General features: G+C 65.8%; 18 protein-coding genes. 8 read left to right on the forward strand and 10 right to left on the reverse strand.

Annotated elements, in window-relative coordinates; all coding sequences use genetic code 11:
* Positions 1 to 2: 2 nt before the first annotated feature.
* Positions 3 to 980: an NAD(P)-dependent alcohol dehydrogenase gene (locus ACJASC_RS05975; protein WP_415144371.1), complete on the reverse strand. Its 978-nt coding sequence runs from the start codon at positions 978 to 980 to the stop codon at positions 3 to 5.
* Positions 981 to 1,163: 183 nt separating this feature from the next.
* Here ACJASC_RS05975 and ACJASC_RS05980 point away from each other — a divergent pair, with 183 nt between their 5' ends.
* Positions 1,164 to 2,450 carry a lipoprotein-releasing ABC transporter permease subunit gene (locus tag ACJASC_RS05980; protein WP_415144373.1) on the forward strand — a complete coding sequence of 429 codons (1,287 nt, stop codon included), beginning with the start codon at positions 1,164 to 1,166 and terminating at the stop codon, positions 2,448 to 2,450.
* Positions 2,443 to 3,120 (forward strand): ABC transporter ATP-binding protein, encoded by a 678-nt coding sequence (locus ACJASC_RS05985; protein ID WP_415144375.1) that lies wholly within the window; start codon positions 2,443 to 2,445, stop codon positions 3,118 to 3,120. Before ACJASC_RS05980 ends, ACJASC_RS05985 begins: the two co-directional genes overlap by 8 nt.
* Here ACJASC_RS05985 and ACJASC_RS05990 read toward each other — a convergent pair.
* From ACJASC_RS05990 to ACJASC_RS06005, 4 genes are all read right to left on the reverse strand, one after another.
* On the reverse strand, positions 3,117 to 3,554 hold the full coding sequence (locus tag ACJASC_RS05990) for a hypothetical protein (RefSeq protein WP_415144377.1): 438 nt from the start codon (positions 3,552 to 3,554) through the stop codon (positions 3,117 to 3,119). The two genes, ACJASC_RS05985 and ACJASC_RS05990, sit on opposite strands and share 4 nt — an antisense overlap.
* Positions 3,551 to 4,372 (reverse strand): hypothetical protein, encoded by an 822-nt coding sequence (locus ACJASC_RS05995; RefSeq protein ID WP_415144379.1) that lies wholly within the window; start codon positions 4,370 to 4,372, stop codon positions 3,551 to 3,553. Before ACJASC_RS05995 ends, ACJASC_RS05990 begins: the two co-directional genes overlap by 4 nt.
* Before the next feature lie 53 nt (positions 4,373 to 4,425).
* On the reverse strand, positions 4,426 to 6,381 hold the full coding sequence (gene parE, locus ACJASC_RS06000) for a DNA topoisomerase IV subunit B (RefSeq protein WP_415144381.1): 1,956 nt from the start codon (positions 6,379 to 6,381) through the stop codon (positions 4,426 to 4,428).
* A gap of 140 nt (positions 6,382 to 6,521) precedes the next feature.
* Positions 6,522 to 7,802 carry an alpha/beta hydrolase family protein gene (locus ACJASC_RS06005; protein ID WP_415144383.1) on the reverse strand — a complete coding sequence of 427 codons (1,281 nt, stop codon included), beginning with the start codon at positions 7,800 to 7,802 and terminating at the stop codon, positions 6,522 to 6,524.
* Between the two features lie 72 nt (positions 7,803 to 7,874).
* Here ACJASC_RS06005 and ACJASC_RS06010 point away from each other — a divergent pair, with 72 nt between their 5' ends.
* The 3 genes from ACJASC_RS06010 (at position 7,875) to ACJASC_RS06020 (ending at position 10,868) form a co-directional block, all read left to right on the forward strand.
* Positions 7,875 to 8,765, forward strand: a complete 891-nt coding sequence (locus ACJASC_RS06010; protein WP_415144386.1) for an NAD-dependent epimerase/dehydratase family protein — start codon at positions 7,875 to 7,877, stop codon at positions 8,763 to 8,765.
* Between the two features lie 69 nt (positions 8,766 to 8,834).
* Positions 8,835 to 10,226 carry an MATE family efflux transporter gene (locus tag ACJASC_RS06015; protein ID WP_415144388.1) on the forward strand — a complete coding sequence of 464 codons (1,392 nt, stop codon included), beginning with the start codon at positions 8,835 to 8,837 and terminating at the stop codon, positions 10,224 to 10,226.
* 33 nt (positions 10,227 to 10,259) lie between these two features.
* Positions 10,260 to 10,868, forward strand: a complete 609-nt coding sequence (locus ACJASC_RS06020; protein WP_021692141.1) for a DedA family protein — start codon at positions 10,260 to 10,262, stop codon at positions 10,866 to 10,868.
* 3 nt (positions 10,869 to 10,871) lie between these two features.
* Here the strand turns inward: ACJASC_RS06020 and ACJASC_RS06025 are convergent, their stop codons facing one another.
* On the reverse strand, positions 10,872 to 11,285 hold the full coding sequence (locus ACJASC_RS06025) for a hypothetical protein (protein ID WP_415144498.1): 414 nt from the start codon (positions 11,283 to 11,285) through the stop codon (positions 10,872 to 10,874).
* A 10-nt stretch (positions 11,286 to 11,295) separates the two neighbouring features.
* A complete protein-coding gene (locus ACJASC_RS06030; protein ID WP_415144390.1) occupies positions 11,296 to 12,498 on the reverse strand; it encodes a pyridoxal phosphate-dependent aminotransferase in 1,203 nt (400 codons plus the stop codon).
* 126 nt (positions 12,499 to 12,624) lie between these two features.
* Here ACJASC_RS06030 and ACJASC_RS06035 point away from each other — a divergent pair, with 126 nt between their 5' ends.
* From ACJASC_RS06035 to ACJASC_RS06045, 3 genes are all read left to right on the forward strand, one after another.
* The gene (locus ACJASC_RS06035; RefSeq protein WP_415144500.1) at positions 12,625 to 13,011 is read left to right on the forward strand and encodes a helix-turn-helix domain-containing protein; all 387 of its coding nucleotides are present in this window, start codon (positions 12,625 to 12,627) and stop codon (positions 13,009 to 13,011) included.
* Positions 13,008 to 13,313 (forward strand): succinate dehydrogenase assembly factor 2, encoded by a 306-nt coding sequence (locus tag ACJASC_RS06040; protein WP_415144392.1) that lies wholly within the window; start codon positions 13,008 to 13,010, stop codon positions 13,311 to 13,313. Before ACJASC_RS06035 ends, ACJASC_RS06040 begins: the two co-directional genes overlap by 4 nt.
* An 81-nt stretch (positions 13,314 to 13,394) precedes the next feature.
* Positions 13,395 to 13,904: a MarR family winged helix-turn-helix transcriptional regulator gene (locus ACJASC_RS06045; protein ID WP_045319527.1), complete on the forward strand. Its 510-nt coding sequence runs from the start codon at positions 13,395 to 13,397 to the stop codon at positions 13,902 to 13,904.
* 63 nt (positions 13,905 to 13,967) lie between these two features.
* Here ACJASC_RS06045 and ACJASC_RS06050 read toward each other — a convergent pair whose 3' ends face one another.
* The 3 genes from ACJASC_RS06050 to ACJASC_RS06060 all read right to left on the reverse strand — a co-directional run bounded on the left by ACJASC_RS06050 (position 13,968) and on the right by ACJASC_RS06060 (position 16,911).
* Positions 13,968 to 14,396, reverse strand: coding sequence for a VOC family protein (locus ACJASC_RS06050; RefSeq protein ID WP_021692135.1), 429 nt, complete (start codon positions 14,394 to 14,396; stop codon positions 13,968 to 13,970).
* A gap of 71 nt (positions 14,397 to 14,467) precedes the next feature.
* Complete coding sequence (locus ACJASC_RS06055; RefSeq protein ID WP_415144395.1) at positions 14,468 to 15,817, reverse strand: hypothetical protein; 1,350 nt, start codon at positions 15,815 to 15,817, stop codon at positions 14,468 to 14,470.
* 8 nt (positions 15,818 to 15,825) lie between these two features.
* Entirely contained in the window at positions 15,826 to 16,911 is a 1,086-nt protein-coding gene (locus ACJASC_RS06060; protein ID WP_415144397.1) for a hypothetical protein, read from the reverse strand.
* Positions 16,912 to 16,947: the final 36 nt, after the last annotated feature.

Below are 16,947 nucleotides of genomic sequence, written 5' to 3' on the forward strand. Positions count from 1 at the left end.
GCCTAGACCTCGTCGGGGAGCAGCACCACGGCGCCGCGCTTGCGCCCGGTCGCGACCCGGTCATAGGCTTGCGCGATCTCCGACAGCCGGTAGCGGCTGTCGATCACCGCGCGCAGGTCGCCCGCCTCCACCAGCCGGGCGATCTCCTCCATGTCGGCGCGGGTCTCGGTGGCCACGCCGCTCTTGGCCCGCCTGCCGCCGCGCCGGATGAAACGGGCGCCGATCTCGGTGCCGAGCCCGGCATAGACCAGCAGCAGCCGGCCCTTGGGCGCCAGGGCCCGCATCCGCAGGCCCAAGGGGGCCGTGCCCACGGCGTCGAGGATCACGTCGTAATAGCCCTCGCGGGTGAACGGCGCTTCCTCGTCATGCGCGATCACCTCATGTGCGCCGAGATCGCGCACCAGATCGGCATTGGCGGCTGAACATACCGCCGTCACCCGCGCCCGCATCGCCCGGCCGATCTGTACCGCCGCCACGCCCACCGCACCCGAGGCCCCGACCACGCAAAGCCGCTGGCCCTGCTTCAGCCGCCCCTTGTCGCGCAGGAACTGCAGCGCCGTGATCGCGCCGAAGGGCAGGGCGGCGGCCTGCCCGTGGCTCAGCACATGCGGCTTGTGCACCACGGCACCCGCCTCGGGGAGCACCACCGCCTCGGCATGGGCGCCCATGGCGCTGCCGGTGCTGCCAAACACCTCGTCGCCCACGGCGAACCGGGTCACGTCTTCGCCCACCGCCTCGACCACCCCCGAAAAGGCGGTGCCCAGCAACGGGTTGCGCGGCCCCGACCAGCCGAAGGCCATCCGCACCACCAGCCCGTAGCCACGCGGCACGCTCAGCGAGCGGATGCGCCAGTCGCCCGCGCTCACCGTTCCGGCGCAAAGCCCGACGCGGATCTCTCCCTGGCCCGGCGCGGGCAGCGGCCGGTCGACGATCTCGAGATGTTCCGGGCCGCCATAGGCGCGGCAGATCACGGCGCGCATTCGCGCTCTCCTCCTGATACGGCCATGACGGCTTGCGCGCGCATGACATCCCCCTTCCCAAGCTGACCCGGCCCCGGCACGTGCGTCAAGCCGCGCCGACACCGTGGCGTGAGGCGGCGCCGGGGCGGCTTGACCCCGCCCGCGACCGCCCCCAAGGTCCGCGCGCATTTCAAGGGACCCCGCATGGCCAACCGCACCGCCCCGTTTTCCGCCTTCGAGTGGATGATCGCCTGGCGCTACATCCGCGCCCGCCGCGCCGAAGGCGGGGTCAGCGTCATGACCTGGATCAGCCTCGTCGGCATCACGCTCGCGGTCTTCGCGCTGATCGCGACGCTGTCGGTGCGCGCGGGTTTCCGCGAGGAGTTCATCGACACGATCCTCGGCGCGAATGCCCATGTCACCGTCTATCAGGACAGCGTGATCGAAGGCACCGACATCACCCGGCAGGTGATCGAGGGTTATGAGGACCTGTCGGAGCGGCTGATGGAGATCGACGGCGTCACCCGCGCCGCGCCGGTGGTGCGCGGGCAGGTGATGGCGAGCTTCGACGCCGGCAATGCGGGCGTCGAAGTCTATGGCATCTCGGCCGATGACCTCGGCTCGTTGCCGCGCATCGCCGACCCCGAGACCGGCATCGGCGACATCGCCCGCTTCGGGGAGGGCATCGCGCTGGGCTCGGGGGCCGCGCGCGAACTGGGCGTGGCGATCGGCGACAAGGTGCGGCTGATCTCTCCCAACGGCGCGCGCACGCCGATGGGGCAGAGCCCGCGCGTCTCGGCCTATGAGGTGACCTATATCTTCACCGCCGGACGCTACGACATCGACCGCACCCGCGCCTACCTGCCGCTGTCCGAGGCGCAGCTCTTCTTCAACCGCGACGGCGTGGTCGATGAAATCGAGGTGATGGTCGAGGACCCCGACAACGTGCAGGAACTTCTGCCCGAGATCCTCGATATGGCCGGGCCGACCGCCTTCCTGTGGACGTGGCGCGACAGCGCGGGCGCGTTCCTGCGCGCGCTTACGGTCGAGGACAACGTGATGTTCGTGATCCTGTCGATCCTCGTGCTGATCGCCTCGATGAACATCATCTCGGGCCTGATCATGCTGGTAAAGAACAAGGGCCGCGACATCGGCATCCTGCGCACCATGGGGCTCACCGAAGGCTCGGTGCTGCGGGTCTTCTTCATCTGTGGCGCGGGCATCGGCACGATCGGCACGCTCGCGGGCGTGATCTTGGGCTGCGCCTTCGCGATCTGGATCGACCCGATCTTCGCGGCGGTGAATTACGTCTCCGGCGGTGGCGTCTGGGACCCGTCGATCCGCGGTATCTACGCGCTGCCCGCCAAGCTGGAGCTGGGCGACGTGATCTCTGCCGTGGCCCTGTCGCTGACCCTGTCGTGGGTCATCACGCTGTTTCCCGCCCGCCGCGCGGCGCGGATGAACCCGGTCGAGGCGCTGCGCTATGAGTGATCCGATCCTGAAGCTGTCCGGCCTCACCAAGACCTACAATAAGGGCAAGCCGTCCGAGGTGCAGGTGCTGCGCGGCGCGGATCTGGAGATCCAGCCGGGCGAGGTGGTTGCCTTGGTCGCGCCTTCGGGCGCGGGCAAGTCGACGCTCCTGCACATCGCGGGGCTTCTCGACACGCCCGACGAGGGCCATGTCGCCATCGGCGGGCAGGAGATGACCAAGCTGTCGGACCGCCGCCGCACGCAGGTGCGCCGCGCCGATGTCGGCTTCATCTACCAGTTCCACCACCTGCTGCCCGAGTTCACCGCGCTCGAGAACATCGTGCTGCCGCAGCTTGCCTCCGGCACGCCGCGCCGCGACGCCGAGGCACGGGCGCGCGAGTTGCTGGCGCAGGTCGGTGTCGAGCCGCGCGCCGATCACCGCCCAGCGGCGCTGTCGGGCGGCGAGCAGCAGCGGGTGGCCTTCTGCCGCGCGCTGGCCAACGCGCCACGTCTGCTGCTGGCCGACGAGCCGACCGGCAATCTCGACCCCGACACCTCCGACCGGGTGTTCGACGCGCTGATGGCGCTGGTGCGGGGGACGGGCCTCTCGGCGCTGATCGCGACGCATAATTTGGAGCTGGCGGCGCGAATGGACCGGGTGGTTCGGATGGATCACGGGGTGGTGGCTTAGGTATGGAAATCGAAAATAGCCAACGTAATGTCGGATAGCACTAACAAGTAGAAGATAATGAAAAATATGCATGCCGAGTTTATTATTGCGGCAGCACTTTCGATATCTAAGATGATTGGCTTGGCCACAATAAGTAGTAGGCTGGCGGCAAACAGCATTATCATGACGACTGCGCTGTGTTTTATTTCCCTTCTGATAGGGTCTATCTCTTCTGTCGCCAGTTGAGATTTTAGCTTGTCTAAGGAAAGGTGAAGTTGAGAAAGCGAGGCTACTGTAATTGTAAGGACAAGGCCTAAAAAGCTTAAATAATCATGATCAATGAATTCTCTTAGGAAGGCGTTTTCGTCGGAAACCCAGTCAGGTCTCCATATTACGGCACTTGTGAGGGATAATATTGAGGATACTAGGAGGAACTTGGAGAGCCATGGGTTCATTTGAAGAACCTTTTTATTAGTCCTTGGCGCCCATTTTTATCATCTATTGCAGTGGAATCGTCACTCTCGGCGTCTTTGGCTTTCGCAGAGTCTTTCGAGTCGAAGATTTTCTCTTTCCCTGCTTTAAGTTTAACCGACCCACCTCCCTCAGAAATATACTCGATTGCATCTTGTACCTCTTCGGTGTCGAATCTCAGGTGGCCTTTTGGTTCTTGAATTGTGACTGTGACTAATACTAATTGTGCGTTCTCGCGTTCTCTGTAATCTTTCAGTCGCTTGTTCAGCTGCGATCTTATTCCAAGAATATTTGGCGTTACATAGCTGAATTCAGCTTTTGTAATCTGCCCTTTGTATTTTTCAGTAGCCTCCCAAAACGTACTCTTCTCGCTGATCACGTTGGCTGTAATCACCCAGCCTGATTTTTCTAGTTCAGCATTAATATGCTGCACGAGGGAGTTAACAATAGCGAGTGGCTTGCCAATATCACCTCGTTCTTGAATGGCTAGCTTCTGACCGTCTGGATCGCTTCCAGTGTTTAGGACGAGGTTTGAAGCTCTCCAAGATGTCTGCTGCTTCTTTTCAAACAGGCGCTCCGGTCCTTCATTTACGTGATCGACCACTTGCTTTCCAATCCTACCAAAGCAGAATGTGATCCCGTCGTCGCTTTCCTTGTCGACTGGAAGGTATATCAATTGAGAGCCTCGGTGATTGAAGTCCCAGCGCTTGGAGAAGGCATGGATTAGATGATCAGTTCGGTCATCTTGTTCTCGTCCTTCAAGCATCTTGTCGAGCAGAGGGGGATGTTCGATTTCACTCAAGAATAAGCGAATATATACGTACCTCAAACATCACCTCTGCAAATATTTCGAGCTCAAACATCTAGTTCTTCGACAAACCTAGCGTTCTCCTGGATATACTGGAAGCGCAATTCCGGTTTCTTGCCCATCAGCCGCTCCACCAGATCCGCCGTCTCGCCTGGCTCGTCGTCGCTGATCGACACGCGGATCAGCTTGCGCGAGCCGGGGTCCATCGTCGTCTCCTTGAGGTCCTTGGCATCCATCTCGCCCAGACCCTTGAATCGCTGCACGTCGATCTTGCCTTTGCCGCCAAGGCCCTTCTGCATCATCCGCTCCTTCTCCGCATCGTCGGCGACGTAGAGGCGCTTGGCCCCTTGGGTCAGCCGGTAGAGCGGCGGGCAGGCGAGGTAGAGATGGCCGTGGTCGATCATCGGGCGCATCTGGCTGAAGAAGAAGGTCATCAGAAGCGCCGCGATATGCGCGCCGTCGACGTCGGCGTCGGTCATGATGATGATTTTGTCGTAGCGCAGGTCGTCGACGTTGAACTTCGACCCCAAGCTGACGCCCAGCGCCTGTGTGAGGTCGTTGATCTCCTGGTTGCTCCCGAGCTTGGACGAGGCCGCGCCCAGCACGTTGAGGATCTTGCCCCTGAGCGGCAGTAGCGCCTGCGTCTTGCGATCGCGGGCCATCTTGGCCGATCCGCCCGCCGAATCGCCCTCCACGATGAAAAGCTCGGTCCCGGAGCGGTTCACGGCCGAGCAATCGACGAGCTTGCCGGGCAGCCGCAGCTTTTTGGTCGCGGTCTTGCGGGCGGTTTCCTTTTCCTGACGACGGCGCAGCCGCTCCTCGGCGCGCAGGATCAGGAAATCGAGGATCGCGCCGGCGGATTTGGTGTCGGAGGCGAGCCAGTTGTCGAAGTGGTCGCGCACCGAGTTCTCGACGAGGCGCTGCGCCTCTGTGGTGGCCAGACGGTCCTTGGTCTGGCCCACGAATTCGGGCTCGGCGATGAAGCACGACACCAGCGCGCAGCCGCCGGTCATCAGGTCCTCGCGGGTGATCTGGCCCGCCTTCTTGTTGTTGACGAGATCGCCATAGGCCCGGATGCCCTTGAGGATCGCGGCCCAGAACCCGGCCTCGTGGGTGCCGCCCTCGGGCGTCGGCACGGTGTTGCAGTAGGACTGGGTGAAACCGTCGCGCGACGGGGTCCAGTTCACCGCCCATTCGACCTTGCCCGGCACGTTGAACTTCTCGCGGAACTCGACGGTGCCGGCAAAGGGCTTGTCGGCATAGGTTGATGATTTGCCCAAGGTCTCGGCGAGATAGTCGGCAAGACCGCCGGGAAAATGGAAGGTGGCCTCTTTGGGTGTTTCGCCGTCATCGATTTCCGTCTTCCAGCGGATTTCGACGCCCGAGAAGAGATAGGCCTTGGAGCGCACCATCTTGAGAAGCCGCGCGGGCTTGAAGCGGTGATGGCCGAAGATCTCCTCATCTGCGTGGAACGTCACGGTGGTGCCACGCCGGTTCGGAGCGGCGCCGATCTTGGCCACCGGGCCTTGGGGGATGCCGCGCGAGAACCGCTGCTCGTAGAGCTCGCGGTTGCGCGCGACCTGCACGACCATCAGATCCGACAGCGCGTTGACCACCGAGGCGCCGACGCCGTGCAGGCCGCCCGAGGTCTGGTAGGCTTTGCCCGAAAACTTGCCGCCCGCATGCAGCGTGCAGAGGATCACCTCCAGCGCCGACTTGCCCGGAAACTTGGGATGCGGGTCGATCGGGATGCCGCGGCCATTGTCGCGGATCACCACCGAATAATCGGCCAGAAGCTCGACCTCGATCCGGTTGGCATGGCCGGCGACGGCCTCGTCCATGGAGTTGTCGAGCACCTCGGCCACGAGGTGGTGCAGCGCGCGCTCATCCGTGCCGCCGATATACATGCCGGGCCGCTTGCGCACCGGCTCCAGCCCCTCGAGGACTTCGATGGAAGAGGCATCGTAGGCGGGCTCGGCGCCGGAGAGAAGATCGTCGGGCATGGGCACTGCTCTTGTTCTGGGGTGCCGGCCATATAACCCGGAGGCGGGGCCGGGGGCAACGCCGGGGGCGGCACGGCTTCGTTCTTATTTTGTGCCGGGGCTGGCCTGGCCGGGACCGCGCGGGCGGCCCCGGCGCGCGGTCACTGGCCCACGTTGCGGGTCTCGAAGCGCAGGCCCTTGGCGCTGCGGTTGGCAAAACCGGTCCAGTAGGTGTCGGTCTCGTGCGGGGTGCCGTCCTCGGCCCGGTCCCAGACCGCGTCGGCGCTGTCGGGCACGAGGTCGAGATATTCGGCCTTGGCGGTGTCCGACTTGAGATGCAGATCGAGGAACGCCGTCACGAAATGCTGGGTGATGTTGTTCATCCGCACCGTGTCCCAGACCGGGTCGGCGTAATGGTCGAAGGGCGCGTAGCCCAAGCTCTCGGAGACGGCCCAACTCTCCTCGGGGGCGGGCATCGGTGCCGCGGCGTTGTGGTTGGCGTTGTCGAAGGTCAGCAGGTGCCGCTCGGTCCGCGTCGTCTCCATGAAGATCGAGCGGATCGCCTCGTAGCCCGAAACGTCGTCCACCCCGCCCGCGATCAGCATCAGGGGCGTGTCGATCGCCGAGAGCCCTTCGGCGTCCCAGGCCTCGCGGTTGCGGCCCCATGGGCCGATCGCGACCACCGCCCGGACCCGTTCATCGGGCAGCGCGGCCAGCGTCTCACTCCCCATGGCGTTGATTTCCAGAAGCTGCTGCGGCGGCGCATAGGGCAGGGCACGGAACGTGTCGGTCAGGCCCGCGCCAGAGAGCACGAGCGCGCCGTAACCGCCCATCGAGTAGCCGATGACCGCCGCCGTGTCGCCATCGGTGATCGCGCCGATGGGGTCGTCCAGCCCGGCCATGCGATCGAGCACGAAGGCCTGATCGTGCGGACGGTTCACCAGCGTCGAGCCGAACGGCCCCATGTCGTCATAGGTCGAATCCGGATGGTCGATCGAGGCCACGACATAGCCCTTGGTGGCGATGCTCTCGGCCAGATGGCTCATCAGGAAGCGGTTGCCGGGATAGCCGTGCGAGACGAGGACCAGCGGGAATGCCCCTTGCGCCGCCGGCGCGGCGTCGCGTGCGGCGCGGCCCCGAAGCTGCACCTCGGTCACCCCGTCGCGCAGGAGCGCGGTGTAGCTGCCACCGGCTTCGGTGCCCTCTGCCGCCGGGTACCAGACCTCGACAGTGATCTCGCGGTCGTACTCCTCGACCCCGTCCTCGGTGGCGCGGGCCACGTCCGGCACGGCTTCGCGGGTGAAGCTCATGGTGGTGACGCCGATCACGTGATCGCCCGGCGCCGCAAGCTCCGGCGCATCGGGGCGGATACGGTCGATGCGGTTCTCAGCCATCGCGGGTGCCGCGATCAGCGTCGCGGCGGCCAACAGGAACTTGGTCATTCTTCATCCTCCGGGTTGCGGCGGGATGGGGGCACACTATGACCATTCGAGCAAGACGCGAGGGAGGAAACCATGCGCATTCTGTTCACCGGCGGTGCCGGCAAGGCCGGCCGTCACGCGATCCCGTATCTGCTCGAACGTGGCCACCGTGTCACCAACCTCGATCTGGTGCCGCTCGATCATCCGGGCGTCGACAACCTGATCTGCGACCTCACCGATGCGGGGCAGGTGTTCAACGCGGCCCATGCCTATGCGGGCTTCGACGAACTGGAGCCGGGCACCGGCGTGCCGCGCTACGACGCCATCGTGCATTTCGCCGCCGTGCCCCGGATCCTGCTCAAGCCCGACAACGAGACCTACCGCGTCAACGTGATGAGCACCTACAACCTGCTCGACGCGGCGGCCAAGCTCGGCATCCGCAAAGTGATCTTCGCCTCGTCGGAGACGACCTACGGCGTTTGCTTCCACGACGGCGAGGTGACGCCCGCCTACCTTCCCGTGGACGAAGAGCACCCGACCGTGCCGCAGGATAGCTACGCCATGTCCAAGGTGGTCAACGAGGCGACGGCGAAGAGCTTTCAGGCGCGCACCGGCTTCGACATCTACGGGCTTCGGATCAACAATGTGATCGAGCCGCATGAATACGCGCAGGATTTCCCGGCCTATCTCGAGGATCCGGGCCTGCGGCGCCGCAACATCTTTGCCTATATCGACGCGCGCGATCTGGGCCAGATGGTCGATCGCTGCCTTGCCACCGACGGGCTGGGCTATGAGGTGTTCAACGTCTCGAACGACGATCTCTCGGTCGGGCTGAGCAATGCCGAGGTGCGGGCGCGCTTCTATGAAGGCGTCGAGATCCACCGCGAGATGGGCGAACACGAGACCTTCTATGCCAATGACAAGGCCAAACGGATGATGGGCTTTGCGCCCGCGCATTCGTGGCGCGACGCGCTGGACGGCTGAGACGGTTTCGGCGTCACCCGTACAATCGCGAACTGGACGGGGGCGGCATGGGCGGTCTAGGGGATTTGCATGACGCAAGCAGATATCCCCGCCGCCCCCGAGAGACCCTTCGAGGCCGTCACCCGCCGTCAGCACGGGCGCAGGCTCCTTGTGCTGGCGCTGCCGCTGATCGGCTCCAACCTCGCGCAGATGGCGATGAACGTTACCGACACGGTGATGCTCGGCTGGTACGACGTCACTGCTCTGGCGGCGGCGACGCTGGCGACCTCGCTCTATTTCCTGATCTTCATCGTCGGCTCGGGCTTTGCCTGGGCGGTGATGCCGGTCGTGGCGACGGCGGCCGAGGCGAATGATGCGGTCATGGTGCGGCGCGTCACCCGCATGGGGATCTGGGTCGGCATGATCTATGCCGCGGTCTTCGTGCCGCCCCTGATGTGGACGGAAGAGATCTTTCTCGCGCTGGGGCAGGAGCCGCAGGTCGCGGCGGCGGGCGAAGCCTATCTGCGGATCGCGGCCTGGGCGATGGTGCCGGGGCTGGTGGCGATGGTGATGCGCTCGTTCCTCTCGGCGCTGGAGCACACCGGCGTGCTGCTGTGGAGCACGCTTGGCATGGCGCTGTGCAACGCGCTCCTGAACTACGCGCTGATCTTCGGGAACTGGGGCGCGCCCGAGCTGGGCATTCAAGGCGCGGCCATCGCCTCGCTGTCGATGGCGATCCTGCAGGCGGTTCTGCTCATGGCCTATGCGCTGCGCCGGCTGCCCGAATACGATCTCGTGCGCCGCCTCTGGCGGCCGGATCTCGAGGTGCTGGGCCGGGTGCTGCGCTTGGGCGCGCCGATCGGCCTGACCAGCCTCGCCGAAGGGGGGCTGTTCGTGGCCACCGGCGTGATGATCGGCTGGATCGGCGCGGTGCCCTTGGCCGCGCATGGCATCGCGCTGCAGGTCACCTCGGTCGCCTTCATGGTACAGGTCGGGCTGAGCCAGGCCGCGACGGTGCGCGCGGGCCGGGCACTGGGTCGCCGCGACGAAACGGCGCTGCGGCTGATCGGTCAGTCCGGCGTCATGATGTCGGTGATTTCGGCGGGGCTGGTGGCGCTGATCTTCATCTCCATGCCCGAACCCTTCGTCACGGCCTTCGTCGACCCCGGCGACCCGGCGCGCGACCTCGTGGTCGCCACCGGCATCACGCTGTTGTCGCTCGCCGCGCTGTTCCAGATCGTCGACGCGCTTCAGGTCATGGCGCTGGGCCTGCTGCGCGGGGTGCAGGACACCGGCGTGCCGATGGTGCTCGCCGCAATCAGCTACTGGGTGATCGGCCTTCCCGCGGGTTATGTGCTGGGCTTTCCGCTGGGCCTCGGCGCGGCGGGGGTCTGGCTCGGCCTCGTGGTCGGGCTGGGGCTGGCGGCGGTAACGCTCCTGTGGCGGTTCTGGTCGCGTTCGGTCCGGATCGCCGCAGCTTAGGAACAACATGGCCCGCTGGCGGGTTGGCGGGCCATGTTCGATTTCATCACCAGCTGGATCGCCGCTGGCGGCGCCTTCGCCGTCGCGGCTCTCATGTTCCTCGAGAACGTCTTTCCCCCCATCCCCTCCGAACTGGTGATGCCGCTCGCGGGCTACAACGCCGCGACGGGAGAGGCACACCCGGCGCTGACCTTGATCGCGGGGCTGATCGGCTCGGTCGCGGGGGCGTGGATCTGGTACGAGGTCGGCCGCAGGCTCGGGCGCGAGCGGTTGATGGATTGGGTCGATCGGCACGGGCGCTGGCTGACGCTGTCGCGTGAGGATGTGGAAAAGGCGCTGGGCTGGTTCGAGCGGCACGGCGCCGCGGCGATCTTCTTCGGGCGGATGATCCCCACGGTGCGCACGCTGATCTCGGTGCCTGCCGGAATTCAGGGCATGGGTATGGTCAAGTTCCTCGCCTACACCACCGCCGGATCGCTGATCTGGGTCGGCGCATTGTTCGGCGCGGGCTATCTGCTCGAGGCGCAATACGAACGGGTGCAGGGCTGGCTCAACCCGGTGACCAACGGCATCCTCGGGGTGATCGTGCTGCTCTACCTGTGGCGCGTCTTTCGCGGCAAGGGACGGCGCAAGGAAAGCTGAGCTTCAACCCTCCTTACGCGCCGCCTCGACCCGATCGGCCTTCTTGCGCACGAGGATCGTGCGCAGGTCGTGCATGGCGAGAAGCAAGGGCTCGGTCACCGCGTCGAGATCCTCGGCGCTGGCTTGGCTCTGTACCCATTGCGCGGTGAGGTTCATGTGATCGATGGCGCGGTGGATGTCGTCGATCTGCCGCGCGGCGAGAATCGCCTGCCGCCGCGCCAGCCAGGTTTCGGCGGCGGCTTGATCCTCGGGCGCGAGGGGGCGGTTGCCGGGACCGCGGATATCGCCGTTGCGGGTATTGATCACCGCGACCTGTTCGAGGTCGACCCGGCGATGCCGGGTCTCGTCGCCGATGCGATACATGGTGCCGCCCGTCTCCTTCACGCGAAAATAGTAGCCGGACAGGTCGGTCATCATCATCCCTCGCTCAGCGCAGCCCTTCGCAGAAGCGGCGGATGCGGGTGCAGGCGTCTTCGAGCGCCGCGTCCGACGTAGCGTAGCTGACGCGGAAATTCGGTGAAAGCCCGAAGGCCGCGCCGAACACGACGGCGACGCCCTCCTCCTCCAGAAGCGCCGTGGCAAATGCCTCGTCATCGCCGATCACCGTGCCGCCCGCACTGGTCTTGCCGATGCAGCCCGAGATATCGGGATAGACGTAGAACGCCCCCTCGGGCACCGGGCAGGTGACGCCGGGCGCCGCGTTCAACCCCGCCACCACGAGGTCGCGGCGCCGCTCGAATACGGTGTTATTTGTGGCGATGAAATCTTGCGGGCCGTTGAGCGCCTCAACGGCGGCCCATTGGCTCACCGAACTGGGGTTCGAGGTCGATTGCGATTGTACCTTGGCCATGGCGCGGATCAACGCCTCGGGCCCGGCGGCATAGCCGATGCGCCAGCCGGTCATCGCATAGGCTTTGGAGACGCCGTTGACCGTCAGCGTGCGGCCCATAAGTTCCGGCTCGACCTGGGCGGGCGTGCAGAAGCGGAAATCGCCGAAGGTCAGGTGCTCGTACATGTCGTCTGTCATCACCCAGACATGGGGATGGCGCAGCAGCACCTCGGTCAGCGCCTTCAGCTCATCCCAGGAATAGCCCGCGCCGGTGGGGTTCGAGGGCGAATTGAACAGGAACCACTTGGTCGCAGGGGTGATCGCCGCCTCTAGCTGATCGGGTGTGATCTTGAAGCCGGCGGCGATGCCGCAGGCCACGGTGACCGGCGTGCCGCCCGCAAGCAGCACCATGTCGGGATAGCTTACCCAGTAGGGGGCCGGGATGATCACCTCGTCGCCGGGGTTCAGCGTCGCCATCAGCGCATTGTAGAGCAGCTGCTTGCCGCCGGTGCCGACGCTCACCTGCGAGGGCGTGTAGTCGAGATCGTTGTCGCGTTTGAACTTAGCGCAGATCGCGCGCTTCAACTCGGGGATGCCGTCGACGGCGGTGTAGCGGGTGCGGCCTTCCGCGATCGCGCGGCGCCCGGCTTCGGCGATGTTGGCAGGGGTGTCGAAATCGGGCTCGCCCGCCGAGAGGCCGATGATGTCGCGGCCTTCGGCCTTCAGCTCGGCCGCCTTGTTGGTCATTGCGATGGTGGGCGAGGGCTTCACCCGCGAGAGGGTGTCGGAGAGAAACGGCATGGCGGGCTCCGGGATGTCGCAAGGCGGGTGTGGCAGGTCGTCGCTGTTCTGGAAACGCGGCGTCGCGCATGTCATATGGCGAGGGCAGGCCGCCATCAAGCGGCGCTAGCCGGGAAGGGACGCGTGATGCAGGATGAGGGCTATTACAGCGAAACGGCCGCCACCTTCGGCGACAGGCTGGCCGGTGCGCGCGAGGGCGCGAGGCTGAGCCAGGAGGCGCTGGCGACACGGATCGGGGTGGAGGTGTCCACCCTGCAGGCTTGGGAAGACGACATGGACGAGCCCCGCGCCAACCGGCTGCAGATGCTCGCGGGCATGCTCAACGTATCGCTGAGCTGGCTCCTGACCGGGCGCGGCGACGGCCCCGAGGCCCCCACCTCCGAGACGCCGCCCATGGCCCTGTCAGAGATCCTCTCCGAAATGCGAGTGCTGCGCGCCGAAATGGTGCAGGCCGCCGAGCGCATGGCGACCTTGGAAAAGCGACTCAAGCGCAGCGTGGAGGGAGCCTCGTGAGCGGGCTACCGATCGAGGCCGAAGCGCCCTCGGACGAACCTCGCGATACCCGCGAACGGCGCCTGCGGATGCGCTCGATGCGGCGCGGCATCAAGGAGATGGATCTGATCCTGCAGGACTTCGCCAGCCGGCGCGTTGCGGCGATGAGCGATGCGGAGCTCGGACTTTACGACCGGCTTTTGTCCGAGAACGACCACGACCTCTATGCTTGGGTGTCGGGCGCCCTTCCGGTTCCGGAGCGATATGCCGCCCTCGTGGCCGAGATCGCCGACGGCGCGCGCGGCGTGACCCGCCCGCGCTGACCCCAGCCCGAGGAAATTTAACCGTTTCTTTGTCATTCTGCCGCAATCCTGCCTTCGAGCGGGCAGAACGGAGATTTGATGATGAGTGTGCATTCCTCTTTGGAGCCGGCGCTGCGCGGAGCGCGGGATATGGCCTTCATGACGAGCTATCTCGACAGCCTCACCCTCGTGGAGCGGCTGCACCGGCTGCTGCTCGACGTGATCAAGGACGAGTTCGAGCGTGTCGGCGTGATCGAGATCAACGCCGTGCAGGCCTTGCTGTTGTTCAACGTGGGCGACAACGAGGTGACGGCAGGCGAGCTGAAGTCGCGCGGCTACTATCAGGGCAGCAATGTCAGCTACAATCTCAAGAAGCTGGTCGAGGCGGGCTATATGCACCACCAGCGCTGTCAGATCGATCGCCGGTCGGTGCGCGTGCGCCTGACCGAGAACGGGCGGCGCATCCGCGACATCGTCGATACGCTTTTCGAGAGCCATGCGGCGGGGATGCTGTCGCGCGGCGTGCTCGACCAGACCGGGATCGACGACATCACCATGTCGTTGCGCCGGATCGAACGCTACTGGACCGATCAGATACGCTACATCTACTGACCCCGCCGCCGCCGCCGCCGCCGCCGCCTCAGTCGTGACGGCTGCGGGGCTAGGGTCAGAGCCTTACCAGTGGCCGGAGTTTTCCATGCTGGCCCAAGGCTCTTGCGCCGGAAGGGCGTCGCCCTCCTGCAAAAGCTCGATCGAGACGTTGTCGGGCGAACGCACAAAGGCCATGTGCCCGTCGCGCGGCGGCCGGTTGATCGTGACGCCGTTCTCCTGAAGGTGACGGCAGGTCTCGTAGATGTCGTCCACCCGGTAGGCGAGGTGGCCGAAATGGCGGCTGTCGGAGGGTAGCCCCTCGTCGCCGTCCCAGTTCCAGGTCAACTCGACCGGGCATTCCTCCTGACCGGGAGGGGCCATGAAGACGAGGGTGAAGCGCCCGCCTTCGCTCTCCTTGCGGCTGGTCTCCCTGAGGCCGAGTAGTTCGTAAAAGGCCATGCTCTTCTCGAGGTCCTTCACTCGAACCATGGTGTGCAGATATTTCAATGCCATTGCGCGCGGCCTCCTCGTTGCGGTGCGGCACGGAGCCTAGCACGCCACGCGCCCGCCGCCAGTGCCGCACCTCAGAAGGCCGAACGCAGGCCGAGATCCAGGGTCAGGGTTTCCTCATCGAACAGATCGACCTGCGACCAGACCCGCTCGGCGCTCAGCCCCACTTCGGGATAGAATCCGTAGCGCCCCAGATCGGGCAATCCGATCCGCGCATCAAGCCGCAGCGATCGGTCCTCGCGCCCTCCCATGGCATAGCGCGAGGCATCGTAATCGCGCCATTCGCCCTCGACCCCGAGGCCGAGCCGCGCGGGGCCAAAGCTTTGCCCGAAGCTGTAGTCGGCTCCGAGTGCGACACTTTCGTGGCCGGTGTCGGGCCGGTCGCTGCGCAGGTCGCGCAGCCGGGCCGTGAGGTCGAGCCGGTCATCGCCGACCCGCTGCCGCAACACCGCGCCGACCGACGGCATCCACCAGTCCGCCGTTATGTCGCGTCGTTCCACCCGCTCAAGCCCGAGTGACAGCTCTAGCCTGCGCCCGGCATCGAGCGCCACGCCCCGCGAAGCCCCAAGCCGCAGCGTGTCCAGATAGGGTTCGCCCCCGTACCAGGTTCGCGCCAGCTCGGCCGAAATGTCGATCGGCGGGGCACCGCCGCGCAACAGCCGGTGGTTCGCGCCAAAGCCCAGTACCGCCTGTGCAAAATCCCAGCCCCGCGCCTCCGGCGCCTGTGCCCGCGCGCTGTCGCTGAGCCGGTAAGTCCGCCCCATGGCGCGAAAATCGAGCCGCACGGGGCCGGTCGGCAGGGGCGGCAGGTCGTAGCCAAGCTCTACCGAGCCGGTGACCGCGAGACCCGACAAAGCCCGCGCGTCACCGGACAGTTCGAACTCGAAGGGCAGGCCGGGTAGCGTCAGGGTCCGCGCGCGGCTGCCGCTATTGACGTTCGACGACGGCGCCACGTTCAGCCCTAGCCGGAAAGATAGCGGGTTTTGCGACGCGACCATGCGGTAGTCGCGTGCCAGCCCGGTGGCAGCATGTGGGTCGGGCGCGTCGGGTTCGGCCCGGCGCAACCAGAACTGCGCCTGGGTGAAGCGTCCCTGCTTGGCCAGGGCGAAAGCCATGATGCGCGCCATGCGAAACCGCGCCGGTCCCTCGACGCGGGCATGGGCGCGCCGGGCCAATTCCTGCGCCCCGGCCCAGTCGCCGCGCGCCACGGCCCCTTCGGCGGCCAGCGTCAGCGCCGTGGCGTCCCGGGGGTCATGCGCCAGCAACGCGCGCGCCATCGTCTCGGCCTGCGCGAGATTGCCCCGCGCCATCTCGGACACCGCGAGCGCACGCAACCCTGCGGCGTCAAGCGTGGTCTGCGCCGTGGCAGGGCCCGTCAGGCCGAGCGCCAGCACCGCCGTCGCGGCAAGGGTCCGCAGACGCACCGGCCGCATCAGCGGTTGGCGTCGCGGTACAGGATGAAACCCCCGGTTTCCTGCGCCGTCACACCGTCGTATCGCGGATCGTTCGACGTCATCACCAGCACGCCGACCACCTCGCCGCCCGTGTCGAGATCGCCGCCGATGATGCCGTAATACGTGCCGTCCTCATAATCCTGAACCCTGCCGTCAACCGCGACGCGGCTGCTGATGGAGCCGAGGATTTCGCCGTCGTCGGTGACCGAACCGGTGGCGAGGGTGAACCGGGCCACCGGCAGGTCGAGCACGGCGGTGCCCGTGGCATCCTCGCGCCGGGAGCCGCTGCGGTTGACCACGATGTCGTCGCCGTCACGCGTATAGGCGCGGCGGTCATAGAGCACCCCGTCGACACCTTCCGAGCTGTTGAAATCGGTGAAATCGACCGCGATGCTCATCTTGGCTTCCGTCAGCTCCTGACCACCGCGCCCGTCAAAGACGCGCAGGCCCGCGTAATCGCCCACGAAAACCGCCTGACCGTCGCGCCGGGTCGGCAGTTCCATGCCGCCGTTGCGCTCGTAGAGAAAGCCGCCGAAGCCATAGCCCGTAAAATCGCCGCTGCGCACGATCGCAAAGCGCGACACCGGCAGGCGCTCGCCATCCACGGTGGTGCGGTTGGTGCTCACCCCATAGATCGCGCGGTAGTCGAGCTGATCCACCTCCTCGCCGTTCACCCTGTCCGTGACGGTCCGGTCGCTCTCGAACACGGCATAGCCGCCGAGCGTGTCGGGGCTGTCGTTGGGTTGATAGGGGCCGACCCCGTCGAAGGCGAGGTTGTCGACGGTGAAACTCTGGGCAGCGGCATTGTAGGAGACCGTCCGCACGAAGCCGCCGCCCGCCTCGCCCTCGGGCTCGAATCGCACGATGGAATCGTCGGGCGTGGGGTTGGTGGTGCCGGGCGGCACCTCGATATCGCCGTCAAAGCCATCGTCGTCGTCCGGGGCGTCGGGCGTCGTGTCGTCGCCGGCGTCGGTCGTCTCCTCCCCCTCGAACTCGAAGGGCTGGCCATCGCCGCAGCCGGTCAGAAGCGCCAGCAGCGCGGCGGTGGAGAGAAGACGGATCATCGGGCGGCCCTCGGCTCTGCGTGTCGCGCCGACTGT

Origin of the sequence: Limimaricola cinnabarinus (genome assembly GCF_047631075.1) — a bacterium.
In the GTDB taxonomy this organism is placed as follows: domain Bacteria; phylum Pseudomonadota; class Alphaproteobacteria; order Rhodobacterales; family Rhodobacteraceae; genus Limimaricola; species Limimaricola cinnabarinus.

What these genes read in the sequence shown, in the direction of transcription:
- ACJASC_RS06050 (WP_021692135.1), bottom strand. Translation starts at nt 14,396, where the DNA reads ATGGCATTGAAATATCTGCACACCATGGTTCGAGTGAAGGACCTCGAG.
- ACJASC_RS06035 (WP_415144500.1), top strand. Translation starts at nt 12,625, where the DNA reads ATGCAGGATGAGGGCTATTACAGCGAAACGGCCGCCACCTTCGGCGAC.
- ACJASC_RS05975 (WP_415144371.1), bottom strand. Translation starts at nt 980, where the DNA reads ATGCGCGCCGTGATCTGCCGCGCCTATGGCGGCCCGGAACATCTCGAG.
- ACJASC_RS06045 (WP_045319527.1), top strand. Translation starts at nt 13,395, where the DNA reads ATGAGTGTGCATTCCTCTTTGGAGCCGGCGCTGCGCGGAGCGCGGGAT.
- ACJASC_RS06060 (WP_415144397.1), bottom strand. Translation starts at nt 16,911, where the DNA reads ATGATCCGTCTTCTCTCCACCGCCGCGCTGCTGGCGCTTCTGACCGGC.
- ACJASC_RS06025 (WP_415144498.1), bottom strand. Translation starts at nt 11,285, where the DNA reads ATGATGACCGACCTGTCCGGCTACTATTTTCGCGTGAAGGAGACGGGC.
- ACJASC_RS06020 (WP_021692141.1), top strand. Translation starts at nt 10,260, where the DNA reads ATGTTCGATTTCATCACCAGCTGGATCGCCGCTGGCGGCGCCTTCGCC.
- parE (WP_415144381.1), bottom strand. Translation starts at nt 6,381, where the DNA reads ATGCCCGACGATCTTCTCTCCGGCGCCGAGCCCGCCTACGATGCCTCT.
- ACJASC_RS06030 (WP_415144390.1), bottom strand. Translation starts at nt 12,498, where the DNA reads ATGCCGTTTCTCTCCGACACCCTCTCGCGGGTGAAGCCCTCGCCCACC.
- ACJASC_RS06015 (WP_415144388.1), top strand. Translation starts at nt 8,835, where the DNA reads ATGACGCAAGCAGATATCCCCGCCGCCCCCGAGAGACCCTTCGAGGCC.
- ACJASC_RS05980 (WP_415144373.1), top strand. Translation starts at nt 1,164, where the DNA reads ATGGCCAACCGCACCGCCCCGTTTTCCGCCTTCGAGTGGATGATCGCC.
- ACJASC_RS06010 (WP_415144386.1), top strand. Translation starts at nt 7,875, where the DNA reads ATGCGCATTCTGTTCACCGGCGGTGCCGGCAAGGCCGGCCGTCACGCG.
- ACJASC_RS05985 (WP_415144375.1), top strand. Translation starts at nt 2,443, where the DNA reads ATGAGTGATCCGATCCTGAAGCTGTCCGGCCTCACCAAGACCTACAAT.
- ACJASC_RS05990 (WP_415144377.1), bottom strand. Translation starts at nt 3,554, where the DNA reads ATGAACCCATGGCTCTCCAAGTTCCTCCTAGTATCCTCAATATTATCC.
- ACJASC_RS06005 (WP_415144383.1), bottom strand. Translation starts at nt 7,802, where the DNA reads ATGACCAAGTTCCTGTTGGCCGCCGCGACGCTGATCGCGGCACCCGCG.